We start from the raw sequence: 16,449 nt of genomic DNA, 5'->3' as shown, positions 1-16,449 counted from the left end.
GATCTGTTTCCGTAAAATGAAACTTTTGCACCAACCGTTCACCTCAGGCGATCAATCATGGAACGCACCCAGAACGTCCCCGCCCTGCTGTCCCGGCTGCGCATGCGGCAGATCGTGCTGCTGCTGGCCATCGAAGAGCGCGGCACGCTGCGCGCCGCGGCGGCGCAGCTCAACATGACCCAGTCCGCCGCCAGCAAGATGCTGCACGAACTGGAACTGGCCATCGGCCAGCCGCTGTTCGAAAGGGTGGGACGCGGCCTGGCGCTGACCGCGCCCGGCGAATGCGTGATGGGATACTTCCGGGGCATGCGCGGAACGGTGTCGTCCCTGGCCCGCGAGCTCGAGGAATTGCGCCTGGGCAGCGCGGGCAAGCTCCTGATCGGCAGCATCATGGCGGCGTCGCCCGGCCACCTGACCGACGCCCTGCTCAGCCTGAAGCGGATCTACCCGCTGCTGTCCGTGGAAATATCCACCGGCACCAGCGACCTGCTGATCGGGCGCATGAACGAAGGCAAGCTGGATGTGGTGATCGGACGCATGCTGACCCTGTCGGACCGCCACTACCGCTTCCGCCCCATCGGCGACGAGGCGCTGTCGGTGATCGCCGCCGTGGACCATCCGCTGGCCGGCCGCAAACGCGTGAGCTTCGAGGCCATGCAGGCCTATCCCTGGGTCTTGCAGCCGCACGGCAGCCCGATGCGCGATGTGATAGAACAGGAGTTCCGTTCGCACAACGCCACGACGCCGCAGGGGCTGATCGAGTCGGCTTCCATCCTGACCACCACGAACCTGGCGATGAAGTCCACGATGCTCGGCGTCATTCCCGAGTCGGTGGCCAGCCGCTATGCCGCGCATGGCCTGCTGGCCATCCTGCCGTACCGGATCCGGCAGACCTTGACGGCCTTCGGCAGCATCGTGCCCCGGGACCGTCCGCTAAGCGCGCCGGCCCGGGATTTCGTGGGTTTGTTGCACGGCGGCGCGGCATGACGGCAATGCAGGGGCCATCACCCCGCAGGCCTTTTTAAAGGGGTTTCAAGGGGTTTTACACCCGCGCGGCAACGTATACTTCGGGGTTGCGCGACATGCGCGCCATTTACTCGAGGTTCAACCGTGAGCGCACTGCCTTCCTGCCCCCAATGCCAATCCGCATTCACCTACCAGGACGGTACGCTTTTCGTCTGTCCGGAATGTGCGCACGAGTGGCCGGCGCAGGCCGAGGCGGCGGCGGAAGACGCCGGCAAGGTCTACCGCGACGCCGCGGGCAACGTCCTGCAGGACGGCGACACCGTCACCGTCATCAAGGACCTGAAGCTCAAGGGTTCGGGCGGCGTGATCAAGATGGGCACCAAGGTCAAGGGCATACGCCTCGTCGACAGCGACCACGACATCGACTGCAAGATCGATGGCTTCGGCCCCATGAGCCTGAAGACCGAGTTCGTCAGGAAGGCCTGAGCCTCAGAAGTCCTCGTCCTCTTCGACCTTGGGCATCAGATAGGCCGTCAGGGTGCTGGACAGCCCCGCCATCACCCACAGCACGAAGAACGACACGGTATAGAAACCCGTCCTGCCCGTGGGGACGTGGCCGAAGATGGCGACGTCCAGCGGGTCTATCAGGGCGAAGATCAGCGCGCTTCCCGCCGCGGCGGCCAGAAAAGACGGCCACAAGATCCACATCAGCGATCGCAATCCCATGCGTGCTCTCTTTCTGTCAAGGTTTGGCGGGCGCGGCGCCGGCGTTCAAGGACGTAACGCCCTCGGCGGCCTTGCCCGCGGCCTGCTCGATGACCAGCCCACGCTTGACGACGCCGTCCTGGATGGGCTGATTGCCAAACTGCGTCACCGCGAAATAGATCGTGACGAAGCAGCCTACCATGGCCGCGAACGGACCCGCCATCAGGATCCATGGCCAGGGTTCGCGATACCAGGGTTTGGCGGGATGGGAAGGCGCGTTGGCGATTTGCGCGGCATTCATATCGATATCCTTGTTTTGCTTAATCGGGCACGTAAAAACTGGCGGCTTCGTCGGTCTCGACCGTCCGGCTTTCGCCGTCCTGCCCGCGCGCGCGCAGCGTGATCGGATGCGCGCCCGGCGCGGCGCCGGCCGGGGCGCGGATGACCATGGGCAGCAGCTTGTTGGCCGCGGCTTCCACCTCGACCTCCTCGGAGCCCTGCTGGCCGGCCAGCACCGCCAGGCCCGGCATGCCCTCCGCCGTCAGGCGCAGGCGCATCGGCGTGTCGGACGTATTGATGATCTGCAGCCGGTAGACGTTTTCGATCAGGCCGCCGGCGACTTCGCGGCCCAGCACCCCGCGGTCACGGATGACGTCCACGCGCAAGGGGTTGCGCACCACCAGCGACACCACGAAGGCCACCGCCAGCAGCAGGATCATCGTGCCGTAGATCAGCACGCGCGGGCGCAGCAGGTGCGAACGCGCGGTCTTGGCCGGCAACCCTTCCAGCATGGCGCGCTCCGAGGTGTAGCGGATCAGGCCGGGCTCGTACTGCATCTTGTCCATCACCTGTTCGCAGGCGTCGATGCAGGCCCCGCAGCCGATGCACATGTATTGCAGCCCGTCGCGGATGTCGATGCCCGTGGGACAGACCTGCACGCACAGGCTGCAATCGACGCAATCGCCCAGGCCCGCGGCCTTGTGGTCGACCTTGCGCGAACGGCTGCCGCGCGGATCGCCGCGGCGCTTGTCGTAGGTGACCACGAAGGTGTCCGGGTCCACCATCACGCTCTGGAAGCGGGCGTACGGGCACATGTATTTGCACACCGATTCGCGCAGGAAGCCGGCGTTGCCCCAGGTGGCCAAGCCGTAGAACAGCATCCAGAACCATTGCCAGCCCCCAAGCTGCAGCGCGAAGAGCTCGTGGCCCAGTTCGCGGATGGGCGCGAAATAGCCGATGAAGGTGGATCCGGTCCACCACGCCAGCGCGATCCACAGGAAGTGCTTGGTGAACTTCAGGCGGACCTTGCGCCAGCTCCACGGCGACTCGTCCAGGCGGATGCGCGCGATGCGGTCGCCTTCGACCTTGCGCTCGATCCACATGAAGATTTCGGTATAGACGGTCTGCGGACAGGCGTAGCCGCAGAACAGGCGTCCGGCCACCGCGGTGAACAGGAACAGCGCCAGCGCCGAGATGACCAGCAGCACGGCCAGGTAGACGACGTCTTGCGGCCACAGCACCAGGCCGAACAGGTAGAACTTGCGCGCGCCCAGGTCGAACAGCACGGCTTGCCGCCCGTTCCATTGCAGCCACGGCAGGCCGTAGAAGATGATCTGGGTGATAAAGACGAACGCGATGCGCCAGCGGGCGAAGATGCCGCTGACGGATCGCGGATAGATCTTGCTGCGCACCCCCGCCAGCGTCTGTTCCAGGGTTTCCTGGCCGGGACGCGGCGGCCGCGTATGCGGCCGCCAGGGCGGCGGGTCACCGCCGGGCGAACTGCCGACGCTTGCGGTTGACCCATCTTCCATTTGCTGCTCCGTACTGTAAGTCCAAGTGATATGGGGGCCGCGCCGCGGACCCCCATCTATGTGGCGCGGCCCGCTACTTCACCGTGGCCGGCTCGGCGGCGCCTGCCGCCGCCTGCTTCTGCGCATCCGGCTTGTTGGACAGCCCCCAGACCCAGGCAGTCAGGATCTTGATCTGCTCGGGACTCAGGATGTGCTCGTGCGCCGGCATGCGGTTGTCGCGGCCGTCCAGGATCGTCTTGACGATGGTCGCTTCCGAACTGCCGTACAGCCAGACGTCGTCCGTGAGGTTCGGCGCGCCCACGAGCTGGTTGCCCTTGCCGTCGACACCGTGACAGGCGACGCAGAAGTTGCCGTAGTCGCGCTTGCCCCGGAACACGCGCACCGGATCCGCCGTCAGGCCGGACAGCGAACGCACGTATTGCGCGATGTCGCCCGCCATCTTGGGATCGATCGAGTCCTTCCAGGGAGGCATCACGCCGTGGCGGCCTTCCTTGATGGTCTGCATGATGGACTCGGGCGAGCCGCCGTGCAGCCAGTCTCCGTCCGCCAGGTTGGGGAAGCTGGGCGCGCCCTTCGCGTCCGAACCGTGGCACTGCGCGCAGGTGTTCAGGAACAGGCGCTGGCCGATTTCGCGGGCGCCCGGATCCTGGGCGATCTGCGGCACCGTCATGGTCTCGAAGCGCGCGTAGATGGGACGGACAGCCTCGGCCATCTTCGCCTGCTGCTGCGCGACCTCTTCGGTGCTGCTGTAGCCGAGCTGACCCTTGTACTGGCCCAGTCCGGGCATCAGGAACAGATAGCCCAGCGCGAACGCGCATGCCAGCAGGTACATCCAGGTCCACCAGGTGGGGACCGGGTTGTTGAGCTCGGTCAGGTCGCCGTCCCAGACGTGGCCCGTGTCCTCGACCTGGCCGTTGGCGGGCTTGGAGCTGAGCCAGCGGCGCTGCGTGTACAGCAGCCAGACGCACCAGACCACGCCGCCCACGGCGACGATCGAGATGAAATATCCCCAGAAGCCATTAACGAAATCGCTCATGACCGATTCGCTCCATCTTGTTGTGCCTGCCCGAATTCATCGGGCAGTGCGAACGGCAACATGGCCGATTCGCGGTTGGCGCCCTGGCGGCCGCGCGAGCAGGCCCACCAGACGATGCCGAAAAAGGTTGCCATCGAGATGGCGGTGACGATTGCGCTCAGGTAGCCCACCATGATCAGCCTCCCGCCGCCGCTTGCGCGGCGGGCTGCACGGCGGACTGGGCAGCGGGCTGTTGAGCCTTCTTGGCCTCTTCCGCCTTCTTGGCCTGTTCGGCCTGCTTGGCAAGCTGGGCCTTGCGCACGCCCACGCCCATGCCCTGCAGATAGGCGACCAGCGCGTCCTCTTCCGTCTTGCCTTCGATGGCCTTGGGCGCGGCGGCGATTTCCTCGTCGGTGTACGGCACGCCCAGCGTGCGCAGGGCGCGCATGCGCTGCTCTACGTTCTGGCCGGTGATGACCGTCTTTTCCAGCCAGGGATAGGCGGGCATGTTGGACTCCGGCACCACCTTGCGCGGATCGCGCAGGTGGATGCGGTGCCAGTCATCGGAGTAGCGTTCGCCCACGCGAGCCAGATCGGGACCGGTACGCTTGGAGCCCCACAGGAACGGGTGATCGAACACCGATTCCGAGGCGATCGAGTACGAACCGTAGCGCTGCACTTCGGCGGCCAGCACGCGCACCTGTTGCGAGTGGCAGCCCACGCAGCCTTCGCGGATGTAGACGTCGCGGCCCATCAGCCGCAGCGCGCTGTAGGGTTCGACGCCCGCCACGGGCTGGGTGGTGCTGTGCTGGAAGAACAGCGGGATGATCTGGACCAGCCCCGCGAAGGACACGACCAGGATGCTGGCGATGATCATCCAGCCGATGTTCTTCTCGAGGGTCTGGTGGGTAAAGAAGCCAGGTTTCTTGTTGGCCATGATGTCCTCGTCAAACAGTAGCCGGCACGGGCGCCGCGGCAGCGGCGGCCGGCGCGCGGGCGGCGTGGGGATCGTCTTGCGGAATGGCGGGGTTGACCGGCTGCGCGCCGCTCACCGTCTTCCACACGTTCCAGGCCATGACGAACACGCCGCACAAGAACAAGGTGCCACCCAGCAAACGGATCAGGTAGTACGGGACGCGCGTCTTCAGTTCTTCGACGAAGCTGTAGACCAGCGTGCCGTCGGGAGCGGTGTCGCGCCACATCAGGCCCTGCTGCACGCCGGCGATCCACATGGCGGCGATATACAGCACCACGCCGATGGTCGCGATCCAGAAATGCAGTTCGATGGCCTTCACGCTGTGCATCTTTTCACGGCCGTACAGGCGCGGGATCAGGTAGTAGAGCGAGCCGAAGGAGATCATGGCAACCCAGCCCAGCGCGCCGGAGTGCACGTGGCCGATGGTCCAGTCCGTGTAGTGCGACAGCGCGTTGACCGTGCGGATCGACATCATCGAGCCTTCGAAGGTCGACATGCCGTAGAACGACAGCGCGGTGACCATGAACTTCAGGATCGGGTCGGTGCGCAGCTTGTACCAGGCGCCCTGCAGGGTCATGATGCCGTTGATCATGCCGCCCCACGAAGGCGCCAGCAGGATCAGCGAGAAGGTCATGCCCAGCGACTGGGTCCAGTCGGGCAAAGACGTGTACAGCAGATGGTGCGGGCCCGCCCACATGTAGGTGAAGGCCAGCGCCCAGAAGTGGACGATGGACAGGCGGTACGAATAGATGGGACGGCCGGCCTGCTTGGGCACGAAGTAATACATCATGCCCAGGAAGCTGGTGGTCAGGAAGAAGCCCACCGCGTTGTGGCCGTACCACCACTGCACCATGGCGTCCTGCACGCCGGAGTAGGCGGAATAGGACTTCCACAGCGACACCGGCATCTCGATGTTATTGAAGATGTGCAGGATGGCGATGGTGAGGATGTACGAGCCGAAGAACCAGTTGGCCACGTAGATGTGCTTGGACCGGCGCTTGATGATGGTGCCGAAGAACACGATGGCGTAGGCCACCCAGACCAGCGTGATCAGGATGTCGATGGGCCATTCCAGTTCGGCGTATTCCTTGCTGCTGGTGAAACCCATCGGCAAGGTGATGGCGGCGGCGACGATGACGATCTGCCAGCCCCAGAACGTGAACGCGGCCAGCGGGCCGCAAAACAGGCGCGCCTGACAGGTGCGTTGAACCACGTAGTACGACGTCGTGAACAGTGCGCTGCCGCCGAACGCGAAAATCACCGCGTTGGTGTGCAGCGGACGCAGGCGGCCGTAGCTCAGCCATGCGGTGTCAAAGTTCAACTGCGGCCAAATAAGCTGCGCGGCGATAAAAACGCCTACAGCCATGCCGACTATGCCCCAAACCACCGTCATGAGCGCGAACTGCCTCACGACCTTGTAGTTGAAGGTATCGGCCTTGCTTGCGATTGCGGCGCAATCGTTCATCACCCTTCCCCTAAAGTAACAAATAGCTCCAGGGTTCGATGATGGGACTAGTCACCCGTGTCGGCGTTGATCTGGATCAATCGCACAGCGACGGCTTAGACATAGCGGCATAACCGCAACAGCGAAAGGGGTATCCACCCGTGAAAAGGCTTGCGGCGGCCCTTGGGGCGCTGCTCAGTGACGGCTGGCGGCGCCGCTGTCGTCGTCGCGGAGGATGGCCGTGCCGGCGTTGTCGGTATCGTCGTACTGGCCGTTGAACACGGCCCACCACAGCGATACCCCGATGGCCAGCACGAACAACAGCGACAGCGGCAGCAGCAGGTAGAGAATGGTCATCGCGCCGCTTCCAGCGCGCCGCCGGCCGCGGGTTCGCCCGACCAGTCGCGGCGGCACAGGCGCCAGGAGTTGTAGGCGACCGCCAGCGACGACACCAGCATGGTGATCGCGGCCAGCCAGGGCGTGACCCAGCCCGCCAGCGCCAGCGGCGTCATCAGCAGATGCCAGGCCAGCGAGCCATTCAGGTTCTGACGGGCCTTGCGCCGCGCCTCGTCCAACAGCGCGTCCAGCGCCGCCTCGGGCATGTTCGGATGCGCCGCCAGCGCGGAATGGGCGGAGGCCATGGCGGTGGGCACCGCCATCGACATCGCGCACGGACAGCTCATCACCAGCAAGGCCACCATCACGGGGATGCTGTGCGCGGGGTCGATATAGGCCCAGCCGGCCGCGGCGGCCAGCGCCAGCGCAACCTGGATCAGGACGAAGCGCGAGGCCAGGCGGTCGGCGCGCGCGCCCAATCGCAGGCGTTGCGCCTCGACGCGGGCGTGGCGCTGGCCGCCGGCCGCGCCGCCGAACGACTGGCGGGCGCACAGCTCCAGGTAGCGCGCGGTCAGCAGGAAGGCCACGAACATCGTGACGGAATCGAAGTACACCTCGCCCACGCCCGTGTAGGTGGCATGCACGCTGGGAATGAAAGCGGCAACGATACCCAGCGCCACCGGCACGTCCATGCCGGCTCGGCCGTGGCGCAGGTTGTCGCCCGCGTGGCGCCAGATGGGCCAGGCGGAATACAGCACCACCGGCACCGTCAGCGCGAAGCTGGCCCAGTTCATCAGGACGATGGCCCAGTCCAGCGTTTCCAGCGCGTCGGCGGGCATGTCTTCGTGGCGCAGGTAGCCGGGCCACGCGAACATCATCACCTGCATCATCGCCAGCCACGCCAGCGACAGGCGCACCAGCGCATGGCGGCGCTGCTGGCGGTCGGCATCGGGCAGGTGGGCCGGGACGGCGAAAATCGATTTTGCACGCATGCGCCGATGGTAACCAGCGCTACGCGCCGGCGCCTTGATATGGATCAAGGCGCCTTTCGCGGTTTGCCGGCGCAACGCCGCGCCGGCCCCCCGGGGTTCAGGGACGCTGCCGGCGCAGGACGTCCGCCACGGCCCGCGTCAGCGTGGCCAGGTCCTCTTCGCCGATGGTCAGCGCCGGGGTCAGGTAGACCACATTGCCAAAAGGACGCACCCAGACGCCCGCCTCGACCAGCCGCCGCTTCAGGGCTTCGCGGTCGGCGATGCCGTCCAGTTCGACCACGCCGATCGCGCCGAGCACGCGCACGTCGCGCACCCAGGGCAGCTCACGGCAGGGCGCCAGGCCGGCGGCCAGGGCCGCCGATATCGCTTGCGCCTGCGCCAGCCGGGGCTGTGTCTCGAACAGGTCCAGCGACGCGTTGGCCGCCGCGCAGGCCAGCGCATTGCCCATGAAGGTGGGGCCATGCATCAGCGCGTGCGCGGGATCGTCGGACCAGAACGCCTGGAACACCCGTTCGCTGGCCACCGTGGCGGCCAGCGGCAAGGTGCCGCCGGTCAGCGCCTTGGACAGCGTGATGATGTCGGGCCGGATACCCGCCTGCTCGAAGGCGAACAGGGTCCCGGTGCGGCCGAAACCGGTGAAGATCTCGTCGAAGATCAGCAACAGGCCGTGCTTGTCCGCCACACGGCGCAGGCGGCGCAGCACTTCCGGGTCATGCAGCAGCATGCCGCCCGCGCCCTGCACCAGCGGCTCGACCAGTATCCCCGCCAATTGGGACGCGCGGGTTTCCAGCCACGCGTCCAGTCGGGCCAGCCCGGCCTCGTCGCGCGGCAGGTCGACGATATCGTGCTCGGCCAGCATGCCCCGGTACAGGCTGTGCATGCCGTCGTCGGGGTCGCACACCGCCATGGTGCCGAAGGTGTCGCCGTGGTAGCCGCCCCGGAACGCCAGGAACCGGCCGCGGCCGCGCTCGCCCTGGTTCAGCCAGAATTGCAGGGCCATTTTCATGGCGACCTCCACCGCCACGGAGCCGGAGTCCGTATAGAAGACCCGGTCCAGGCCCGGACCCAGCAGGCTGGCCAGGCGGCGGGCCAGGGTCAGCGCGGGTTCGTGGGTCAGCCCGCCGAACATCACGTGCGGCATGGCGTCGAGCTGCGCGCGCACGGCCTGGGCGATGTGCGGATGGTTATAGCCGTGGCAGGCCGTCCACCACGACGCCACCCCGTCGATCAGGCTGCGGCCGTCGGCCAGTTCCAGGCGGCTGCCGTGGCTGCGCACCACGGGCAAGGGCGGCGTCGCCGTCTTCATCTGGGCATAGGGAAGCCAGATATGGGGTTGGCCCTGGGCCATCCAGTCGGGCGCGTGCATGGTTCACCTCTCGAAAACCGGCGGCGCGCGGCCGGCTTTCCGGCGCTTCCGCCGGCAAAGGCGGCTTGCGCACCTCCACTACAATGGCCCGCATTCTACGGCCTGGCGCGGCCGCCCCCGCGCCCGCGCCTGCCTCACGCCTTGCGGCCGGCAGGCCCCTGGCCGCTGCCGGATATCTTGATGTCAAAGCTGGATTCGCTTTTTTCCTTTGAATTGGCGCAGGCCGAAACGCGCCGTGTGCGCCGCCGCCTGCGCACCGCCTCGGCCGCCCCGGCCGGGCGCATCGTGCTGAACGGCGCGCCCGCCCTGAACTTTTCCAGCAATGACTACCTGGGCCTGTCCAGGCACCCGCTGCTGATCGAACGCGCCCGCGAATGGGCGGCCCGTCACGGCGCGGGCGCACAGGCCTCGCGGCTGGTCTGCGGCAACCTGGACCTGCACGAGCAGGTGGAGGCCAAGCTGGCCCGGCTTAAAGGCACGGAAGCCGCCCTGCTGCTGGCCTCGGGCTGGCAGGCCAACGCGGCCGTGCTGCCCGCCCTGCTGCGCGCGGCCGCCAGCCAGGGCGAGGTGGAGCTGTACGCCGACAAGCTCAACCATGCCAGCCTGCACCACGGCTGCCAGGCCGCGGGCGTCCGGCAGATCCGCTTCCGCCACAACGACCTGGACCATCTGGAGCGCCTGCTGGCGTCCAGGGCCGGGGGAGTTGAAGACGAGCCCCCGGCCGCCGGCAAGCCGGTCACCCGGTTCATCGTCACGGAGAGCGTGTTCAGCATGGACGGCGACCGGACCGATGTGGCCCGGCTGGCGGATCTGGCCGACCGCTATCAGGCCTTTGTCTACCTGGACGAGGCGCACGCCACTGGCGTGCTGGGCCCCGGAGGCATGGGCCTGGCCGGCCTGGCTCCCGGCCGGATCGATCTGGCCATGGGCACCTTCAGCAAGGCGCTGGGCGGTTTCGGCGCCTATGTCGCCGGGTCGCGGGCGATGTGCGACTTCCTGATCAACACCTGCTCGGGCTTCATCTACACAACGGCGCTGCCGCCCGCGGTCCTGGGCGCCATGGACGCCGCGCTGGATCTGGTGCCCGCGCTGGACGCCGAGCGCGCCCGGCTGGCGGCCAGCGGTGCGCGGTTGCGCGCCGCGCTGCAAGGCATGGGCCTGGACACCGGCGCATCGTCCACCCAGATCGTGCCGGCCATCGTGGGCGACGAAGCCCGCGCGCTGGCGATGGCGGCCGCCCTGGAACAACGCGGCCTCCTGGCCGTGGCGATCCGCCCGCCTACGGTGCCCGCCGGCACCAGCCGGCTGCGCGTCACGCTCAGCGCCGCGCATCGCGAGGCCGACGTGTCGCAACTGATAGACGGCTTTGCCGCGGTGCTGGCATGACGGCAAGCGTTCCGCTGGCCGTGCGCCCCACGCTGCTGTTCGCCCATGGATGGGCCTTCGACGCTTCGGTCTGGGCGCCGTTGCGCGCGGAACTGGCCGATTGGCCCCAGGCCGTCGACGACGCCGGTTACTTCGGCCCCGCGCAAGCCCCAGCCCTCGAAGGCCCGGTCATCGCCATCGGCCACTCGCTGGGCATGCTGCGCCTGTTGCGCGGCCTGCCGGCTTCTTGCCTGGGCCTGGTGTCGATCAACGGATTTCCGCGCTTTGGGGCAGCGCCGGACTTCGCCGCCGGCGTGCCGCCGCGCATGCTGGACCGCATGCGCAAGCGCCTGTCCGAGGCGCCGGGCGCCGTATTGCAGGACTTCCGCCAGCGTTGCGGCGACCCATCCGCGTTCGGCGAGCCCCGGATGGAGGCCCTGGCCCGAGACCTGGAGGCGCTGCGCGACGAAGACCAGCGCGCGGCGCTTGCCGCGCTGCCCGTGCCGCTTCTGATGCTGGCCGGCCAGGCCGATCCCATCGTTTCCGCGGCGATGACCGAAGCCGCCTTTCCCGCCCGCCCGGGCGATGAACGGCACTGGCGCGAGCACGGCGGCCATCTGCTGCCCGTGTCGGACCCGGGCTGGTGCGCCGGCCTTATCCGCGCCTACGCGTCCCGCCTGGGGCCCGCATCATGAGCTTGACCCCGTGACGTCGGCCCCGATGAAGTTGGTCCTGATGGAGTCGGCCCCATGACCCTGGCCACGCGTAACGCCCAGGTCGGCGCCCGTTTCGGCGCGGCGGCCAGCCGCTATGAAGACCACGCCGCCATCCAGCGGATCGCGGCCGAACGGCTGGCCAGCGACATCGCCCTGCTTCCCTTGCCCCGCGTCCCCCGCATCCTCGAAATCGGCTGCGGCACCGGCCTGCTGACGCAGGCGGTGGCGCGCCGCCTGGGACCGGCCGATTGGACAGTGACGGACATATCGCCCGCGATGCTGGCCGCCGCGCGGCGCGGACCCGCTCCGCCCGGCAGCGTCCGGTATCAGGTGCTGGACGGCGAGCATCCCGGCGCGCTTGCCGGCGGCTACGACCTCATCTGTTCCAGCCTGGCCGTGCAGTGGTTCGCGGACCTGAACACGGGGCTGGCCCGGCTGGCCGCGCTGCTGGCCCCGGGCGGCCACCTGGCCGTGGCCACCCTGGCGGCCGGCACGTTCGGCGAATGGCAGGCCGCCCACGTGGCCGCCGGCCTGGCGGCGGCCACGCCGCCCTACCCGCCCGCCGGCGCCATCCGTCCGGCCATGATCAATCTGGCCGGTGGCGTGCGCAGCGAGCGGCTGATACAAAATCATCCTGATGGCCTGCACTTCCTGAAAGGCCTGAAAGGCATCGGCGCCACCACGCCCGCGCCCGGCCGGCCGCCGCTCGGCGCGGCCGCGCTGCGCCGCGTGCTGGCCGAGTTTGACGAACACGGAGCCACGGTGACCTATCACCTGGCCTACGGTATGTGGAAAAAATCGACGCAACGCCCCGCCGGGGTTTTCGTGACCGGCACCGACACGGGCATCGGCAAGACATTGGTGTCGGCCATCCTGGCCCGCGCCTGGAACGCGGACTACTGGAAGCCGGTGCAGACCGGGGTGTCCGAAGAACCGGGCGACACCGAGACCGTGGCGCAACTGGCCAGGCTTGCGCCCGACCGCCTGCACCTGCCCGCCTACGTGCTGCAGGCGCCGCTGTCGCCGTGGGCGGCCGCCACGCTTGAGGACACCGTGGTCGACGCGACCACCATCGTCCCGCCCGCCACGCGGGCCCCGCTGATCGTGGAAGGCGCGGGCGGCCTGTACGTGCCCATCGACGACACGCACATGATGATCGACCTGATTGCGCGGCTGGACATGCCGGTCGTGCTGGCGGCGCGCAGCGGGCTGGGCACCATCAACCACACCCTGCTCAGCATCGAGGCGCTCAAGCGGCGCGGCATTCCGCTGCTGGGCGTGGTGATGAGCGGCCCGCTGTCGGCCGGCAACAAAGAGGCCATCGAACGCTTCGGCGGCGTGCGCGTGCTGGCCGAGATTCCGCCTTTGCCCCGGGTGGACGCCGCCGCGGTGGACCTGCTGGCGCAGGGCATCCCGCCGCTGGCGGAATGCCTGGCGGCGCTGGACGGCGCGCCGGCCGAGGCGGACTAGCGCCTGCCGGCAGGCCCTGCCGCGCGCGACGCTGGGGTCTGCCCGAGCCGGCCCCGCCTCATCCAAGCGCCCCTTTTTCCCTTAGCGCCGTCAACTGCGCGGCGGACATGCCAGCCTCCGCCAGCACCTGCGCGCTGTGCTCGCCGAATGCCGGCGCGGCGCGCGGCACGGCCGGCTGGCTGCGGCCGAACTTGATGGCCTGGGCAAAACCGCGGTAGCTGCCCACCACGGGATGCGCGAACGTAGAGATCATGTCCTCGGCCTGCACCTGCGGAAAATCGAACATGTCCTCCACACCGCGCGCGGCGGCGCAAGGCACCTCTTCCCCGAACAACGCCTCCCATTCCAGCGCGCTACGCGCGCGCAGCGCCTCGTGCAGGCGCGGCACGATCTCGTGGCGATGCTGGGCGCGCTTGCGCACCGAGTCGTAGCGCGCATTCGCGGCCAGTTCCTGCAAGCCGGTCTTGGCGCACAGCGCCTGCCAGAAGTGCGGCGTGTTCGCCGAGATGTAGAGATGGCCGTCGCCGGTGGGATGGATGCCGGTGATACCGCCCGAACGCATGTCGCGTCCGATTTCGCGGGGCTCGCCTTCGGCCCAGACCAGCCGCGCCGATTGCAGCGCCAGTGCGCTGCGCAAAAGGGACACGCCCACGAACTGGCCGCGCCCGCTGCGCTCGCGCTCGTACAGCGCGGATGCGACGCCCGCGGCCACCATGGACGAGGCGTAATAGTCCACGATGGATCCGTACAAGATTTCGGGCGGACCTTCGGCCTTGCCCTGCAAGGCGCACATGCCCGTCATCGTCTGCAGCACCTGGTCGTAGCCTGCCTTGTCCTTGAGCGGCCCGGTCTCTCCGTAGCCGCTGACCGCGCAGTAGATCAGCCGGGGATTGATCGCGGCAAGCTGTTCGTAGCCGATGCCCAGCCGCGCGGGCACGCTGGGGCGGAAGTTGTGCACCAGCACGTCCGCCTGGCGCGCCAGTTCGTGCAGCGCGGCCAGCGCATCCGGCTGCTTCAGGTCCAGCACCAGGCCACGCTTGCCCCGGTTCACGCCCAGGAACGCGCGGCTCTCGGTGTCGAGGGTGGACGGATACTTGCGCAGGTTGTCGCCGCCGGGAGGCTCGATCTTGACGACGTCGGCCCCCTGGTCCGCCAGCAGCGCGCACCCGTAGGGTCCGGCGATGTAGGCGCTCAGGTCCAGCACCCGGACCCCGGCCAGGGGACCGCCCGGCGATTGCGCGTTGTCCGGCATCATTGCTCCCCCGCCGCGCTCACGAGGCCCAGCCCGGCGGCGGCGCGCACGATGGTCTCGGCACGGCGCAGGAAGGGGCCGTCTATCATGCGGCCATCCACCACGAATGCCGCGACACCCTGCGCGGACGCGTCGCGCGCCGCCTGCACCACGCGCTGCGCATGGGCGATCTCTTCGTCGGACGGGCGGAACGCGGCGTTGGCCAGCGGCACCTGCCGGGGATGAATGCAGCTCTTGCCCAGATAGCCCAGGCGGCGCGCCAGCTCGGCCTCGGCCCGGTAGCCGGCTTCGTCCTCGATGTTGGCGAAAGCCGAGTCGTACGCGAACACGCCCGCCTCGGCCGCCGCCATGCGCAGCGCGAACATCGCCTGGTGCACCGCCGCCGGTTCGCGCCGAGAGATGCCGGCCGGCTCGAACAGGTCGCCCAGCCCCAGCTGCAGACCCGCCACGCAGGCATGCGCCGCCGCCAGGTCCGCGGCCCGGCGCAATGCGCGCGGCGATTCGATGTTCAGCAGCAGCCCCACCGGATGCCCCACGCCGTTGGCGCAGCGCGCCTGCTCGATCGCGGCGGCGGCGGCCACCACATCGGCTTCGGTTTCCGCCTTGGGCAGGTTCACCAGGTGCAGGCCTTCCCGGACCACCGCCCGCACGTCGGCATGGAACTGTCCGGAGTCCAGCGCATTGACCCGCACGATCAGCGTCTTGCCCGACGCGGCGGCTTGCGGCGTGGCCAGCATGCGGGCCAGGTGATCGCGGGCCTCGTCCTTGCGCTGGGGAGCCACCGCGTCCTCCAGGTCGAAAGACAGGGCATCGGCCGGGCCCGCCAGTGCCTTGCCGAACAGCTCGGGACGCGATCCGGGTACGAATAGCTTGCTTCTCATGCGTGGACTCTTGGATAGGTTGGTTGCGGGAGCGCGCTTACTGGATGGAAATGTTGCGGTCGCGGGCCACCTGCTTCCACTTGGTGGCGTCGGCCTGGACCAGGTCGGCGAATTGCGACACGGTCAACTCGGCCGGCACCGCGCTTTCCTCGGCGAACATGGCACGCATCTTCTGGTCGTTGACGATGGCGCGGATCTCGGCGTTCAGCTTGTCCACCAGCGGCGCGGGCGTGCCCGCCGGGGCCAGCACGCCCCACCACAATTCCACCGAATAACCGGGCTGGCCTTCGCCGATGGTGGGCAGCGCCGGATAGAACTGCGACCGTTCGGGCGAGGTCACGGCCAGCACCTTCAAGCGCCCGCCCTTGAGCAGGGACGCGGTGGACGCGAAACTGCCGATCACGAAGTCCACGCGTCCGCCCGCCAGGTCGTTCAGCGCATGCGACATGCCTTTGTAGGGCACATGCGTGAATGAGGTCTTCTCGCCGCCCGCCAGGATCTCGCTGGCCATCTGGTTGACCGAGCCCAGGCCGGCGCTGCCATAGGTCAGCTTGCCCGGCTCTTTGCGGCCCGCGGCCAGCAGATCGGCCATGGTCTGGTAAGGCGAATCCTTGCCCACGACCAAGGCCATCGGGCTGCGGGCAAGCATGGCCACCGGCGCAAAGCTGCGCACCACGTCGTACTTCAGGTTGGTCTGCACGGCGGCGTTGGTGGTCAGGGTGGACGACGACAGCATCAGCACCGACCCATCCTTGGGCGCGCGGGCGACATACTCCGCGCCGATCGCGCCGCCCGCCCCCGGCCGGTTTTCCACGATGACGGTCGACGACAGCCGTTCGCCCAGCTTCTCGGCCAGCACGCGCGCGAACACGTCGTTGCTGCCGCCCGGCGGGAACGGCACCACCATCGTGATGGTGGCCGGCACGGCGGGCGCGGCGGTCTGGGCCGCCGCGGCCCCCGGGCCGCCCATCGCGACAGTCAGCGCCAATGCGGGCAACAGGGCGGCGCGCACGCCGGTCAAGGTCTTGATCATGGCCAGTCTCCTCGGTTCCGGTCTGGCCGGCATGCCACGCATGCCTGGAATCCAGCCGGTTGTCGTTTTTTCTGAAAGGAATACTAGGCCTGGCACCTGGTGATATAAAGCGAGGATTCTT

General features: G+C 68.2%; 18 protein-coding genes. 5 read left to right on the top strand and 13 right to left on the bottom strand.

Annotation, left to right across the window (positions count from 1 at the left end; genetic code table 11):
* Positions 1-57 precede the first annotated feature (57 nt).
* Positions 58-987, top strand: coding sequence for a LysR family transcriptional regulator (locus ASE30_RS01180; protein WP_057282436.1), 930 nt, complete (start codon positions 58-60; stop codon positions 985-987).
* A 123-nt stretch (positions 988-1,110) separates the two neighbouring features.
* Positions 1,111-1,452: a zinc ribbon domain-containing protein YjdM gene (locus tag ASE30_RS01175; RefSeq protein ID WP_057282435.1), complete on the top strand. Its 342-nt coding sequence runs from the start codon at positions 1,111-1,113 to the stop codon at positions 1,450-1,452.
* A gap of 3 nt (positions 1,453-1,455) precedes the next feature.
* On the opposite strand, the gene ASE30_RS01170 is transcribed toward ASE30_RS01175, so the two are convergent.
* The 10 genes from ASE30_RS01170 to ASE30_RS01125 all read right to left on the bottom strand — a co-directional run bounded on the left by ASE30_RS01170 (position 1,456) and on the right by ASE30_RS01125 (position 9,611).
* Complete coding sequence (locus tag ASE30_RS01170) at positions 1,456-1,692, bottom strand: hypothetical protein (protein WP_057282434.1); 237 nt, start codon at positions 1,690-1,692, stop codon at positions 1,456-1,458.
* A gap of 16 nt (positions 1,693-1,708) precedes the next feature.
* Entirely contained in the window at positions 1,709-1,972 is a 264-nt protein-coding gene (locus tag ASE30_RS01165) for a FixH family protein (RefSeq protein ID WP_057282433.1), read from the bottom strand.
* A 19-nt stretch (positions 1,973-1,991) separates the two neighbouring features.
* Positions 1,992-3,482, bottom strand: a complete 1,491-nt coding sequence (ccoG, locus tag ASE30_RS01160; RefSeq protein ID WP_057282432.1) for a cytochrome c oxidase accessory protein CcoG — start codon at positions 3,480-3,482, stop codon at positions 1,992-1,994.
* A gap of 73 nt (positions 3,483-3,555) precedes the next feature.
* Positions 3,556-4,518 carry a cytochrome-c oxidase, cbb3-type subunit III gene (ccoP, locus tag ASE30_RS01155; RefSeq protein WP_057282431.1) on the bottom strand — a complete coding sequence of 321 codons (963 nt, stop codon included), beginning with the start codon at positions 4,516-4,518 and terminating at the stop codon, positions 3,556-3,558.
* Complete coding sequence (locus ASE30_RS01150; protein WP_056563017.1) at positions 4,515-4,691, bottom strand: cytochrome oxidase; 177 nt, start codon at positions 4,689-4,691, stop codon at positions 4,515-4,517. Before ASE30_RS01150 ends, ccoP begins: the two co-directional genes overlap by 4 nt.
* Before the next feature lie 2 nt (positions 4,692-4,693).
* On the bottom strand, positions 4,694-5,434 hold the full coding sequence (gene ccoO / locus ASE30_RS01145) for a cytochrome-c oxidase, cbb3-type subunit II (protein WP_057282430.1): 741 nt from the start codon (positions 5,432-5,434) through the stop codon (positions 4,694-4,696).
* Positions 5,435-5,444: 10 nt separating this feature from the next.
* Positions 5,445-6,938, bottom strand: coding sequence for a cytochrome-c oxidase, cbb3-type subunit I (ccoN, locus tag ASE30_RS01140; protein ID WP_057282429.1), 1,494 nt, complete (start codon positions 6,936-6,938; stop codon positions 5,445-5,447).
* A 174-nt stretch (positions 6,939-7,112) separates the two neighbouring features.
* Complete coding sequence (ccoS, locus tag ASE30_RS01135; protein WP_057282428.1) at positions 7,113-7,274, bottom strand: cbb3-type cytochrome oxidase assembly protein CcoS; 162 nt, start codon at positions 7,272-7,274, stop codon at positions 7,113-7,115.
* Positions 7,271-8,245 (bottom strand): hypothetical protein, encoded by a 975-nt coding sequence (locus ASE30_RS01130; RefSeq protein ID WP_057283207.1) that lies wholly within the window; start codon positions 8,243-8,245, stop codon positions 7,271-7,273. Before ASE30_RS01130 ends, ccoS begins: the two co-directional genes overlap by 4 nt.
* A 97-nt stretch (positions 8,246-8,342) precedes the next feature.
* Positions 8,343-9,611: an adenosylmethionine--8-amino-7-oxononanoate transaminase gene (locus ASE30_RS01125; RefSeq protein WP_057282427.1), complete on the bottom strand. Its 1,269-nt coding sequence runs from the start codon at positions 9,609-9,611 to the stop codon at positions 8,343-8,345.
* Between the two features lie 180 nt (positions 9,612-9,791).
* Here ASE30_RS01125 and ASE30_RS01120 point away from each other — a divergent pair, with 180 nt between their 5' ends.
* From ASE30_RS01120 to bioD, 3 genes are read left to right on the top strand one after another with little or no spacing between them, the layout of a single operon-like run.
* Positions 9,792-10,997 carry an aminotransferase class I/II-fold pyridoxal phosphate-dependent enzyme gene (locus ASE30_RS01120; RefSeq protein WP_057282426.1) on the top strand — a complete coding sequence of 402 codons (1,206 nt, stop codon included), beginning with the start codon at positions 9,792-9,794 and terminating at the stop codon, positions 10,995-10,997.
* Positions 10,994-11,671, top strand: coding sequence for an alpha/beta fold hydrolase (locus ASE30_RS01115; RefSeq protein WP_057282425.1), 678 nt, complete (start codon positions 10,994-10,996; stop codon positions 11,669-11,671). The genes ASE30_RS01120 and ASE30_RS01115 overlap by 4 nt, the downstream gene beginning before the upstream one ends.
* Positions 11,672-11,725: 54 nt before the next feature.
* Complete coding sequence (gene bioD, locus ASE30_RS01110; RefSeq protein WP_057282424.1) at positions 11,726-13,162, top strand: dethiobiotin synthase; 1,437 nt, start codon at positions 11,726-11,728, stop codon at positions 13,160-13,162.
* Positions 13,163-13,220: 58 nt separating this feature from the next.
* Here bioD and ASE30_RS01105 read toward each other — a convergent pair whose 3' ends face one another.
* Genes ASE30_RS01105 through ASE30_RS01095 form a run of 3 tightly spaced genes read right to left on the bottom strand, consistent with a single transcriptional unit; the run spans position 13,221 to position 16,328 of the window.
* Complete coding sequence (locus ASE30_RS01105; RefSeq protein WP_369819282.1) at positions 13,221-14,417, bottom strand: CaiB/BaiF CoA transferase family protein; 1,197 nt, start codon at positions 14,415-14,417, stop codon at positions 13,221-13,223.
* Complete coding sequence (locus tag ASE30_RS01100) at positions 14,414-15,295, bottom strand: CoA ester lyase (RefSeq protein WP_057282422.1); 882 nt, start codon at positions 15,293-15,295, stop codon at positions 14,414-14,416. The genes ASE30_RS01105 and ASE30_RS01100 overlap by 4 nt, the downstream gene beginning before the upstream one ends.
* 37 nt (positions 15,296-15,332) lie before the next feature.
* Positions 15,333-16,328 carry a tripartite tricarboxylate transporter substrate binding protein gene (locus tag ASE30_RS01095; RefSeq protein ID WP_057282421.1) on the bottom strand — a complete coding sequence of 332 codons (996 nt, stop codon included), beginning with the start codon at positions 16,326-16,328 and terminating at the stop codon, positions 15,333-15,335.
* Between the last annotated feature and the right edge of the window lie 121 nt (positions 16,329-16,449).

Source organism: Achromobacter sp. Root83, assembly GCF_001428845.1.
Lineage (GTDB): Bacteria > Pseudomonadota > Gammaproteobacteria > Burkholderiales > Burkholderiaceae_B > Achromobacter.
This window is presented reverse-complemented; position numbering and strand designations above follow the sequence as displayed.

Bases quoted from the DNA above. Each gene is read 5' to 3' on its own strand.
- ASE30_RS01115 (WP_057282425.1), top strand. From the start codon at position 10,994: ATGACGGCAAGCGTTCCGCTGGCCGTGCGCCCCACGCTGCTGTTCGCC.
- ASE30_RS01180 (WP_057282436.1), top strand. From the start codon at position 58: ATGGAACGCACCCAGAACGTCCCCGCCCTGCTGTCCCGGCTGCGCATG.
- ASE30_RS01120 (WP_057282426.1), top strand. From the start codon at position 9,792: ATGTCAAAGCTGGATTCGCTTTTTTCCTTTGAATTGGCGCAGGCCGAA.
- ASE30_RS01095 (WP_057282421.1), bottom strand. From the start codon at position 16,328: ATGATCAAGACCTTGACCGGCGTGCGCGCCGCCCTGTTGCCCGCATTG.
- ccoP (WP_057282431.1), bottom strand. From the start codon at position 4,518: ATGAGCGATTTCGTTAATGGCTTCTGGGGATATTTCATCTCGATCGTC.
- ASE30_RS01170 (WP_057282434.1), bottom strand. From the start codon at position 1,692: ATGGGATTGCGATCGCTGATGTGGATCTTGTGGCCGTCTTTTCTGGCC.
- ccoS (WP_057282428.1), bottom strand. From the start codon at position 7,274: ATGACCATTCTCTACCTGCTGCTGCCGCTGTCGCTGTTGTTCGTGCTG.
- ASE30_RS01105 (WP_369819282.1), bottom strand. From the start codon at position 14,417: ATGATGCCGGACAACGCGCAATCGCCGGGCGGTCCCCTGGCCGGGGTC.
- ASE30_RS01125 (WP_057282427.1), bottom strand. From the start codon at position 9,611: ATGCACGCGCCCGACTGGATGGCCCAGGGCCAACCCCATATCTGGCTT.
- ASE30_RS01165 (WP_057282433.1), bottom strand. From the start codon at position 1,972: ATGAATGCCGCGCAAATCGCCAACGCGCCTTCCCATCCCGCCAAACCC.
- bioD (WP_057282424.1), top strand. From the start codon at position 11,726: ATGACCCTGGCCACGCGTAACGCCCAGGTCGGCGCCCGTTTCGGCGCG.
- ASE30_RS01150 (WP_056563017.1), bottom strand. From the start codon at position 4,691: ATGGTGGGCTACCTGAGCGCAATCGTCACCGCCATCTCGATGGCAACC.
- ccoG (WP_057282432.1), bottom strand. From the start codon at position 3,482: ATGGAAGATGGGTCAACCGCAAGCGTCGGCAGTTCGCCCGGCGGTGAC.
- ccoN (WP_057282429.1), bottom strand. From the start codon at position 6,938: ATGAACGATTGCGCCGCAATCGCAAGCAAGGCCGATACCTTCAACTAC.
- ASE30_RS01100 (WP_057282422.1), bottom strand. From the start codon at position 15,295: ATGAGAAGCAAGCTATTCGTACCCGGATCGCGTCCCGAGCTGTTCGGC.
- ccoO (WP_057282430.1), bottom strand. From the start codon at position 5,434: ATGGCCAACAAGAAACCTGGCTTCTTTACCCACCAGACCCTCGAGAAG.
- ASE30_RS01130 (WP_057283207.1), bottom strand. From the start codon at position 8,245: ATGCGTGCAAAATCGATTTTCGCCGTCCCGGCCCACCTGCCCGATGCC.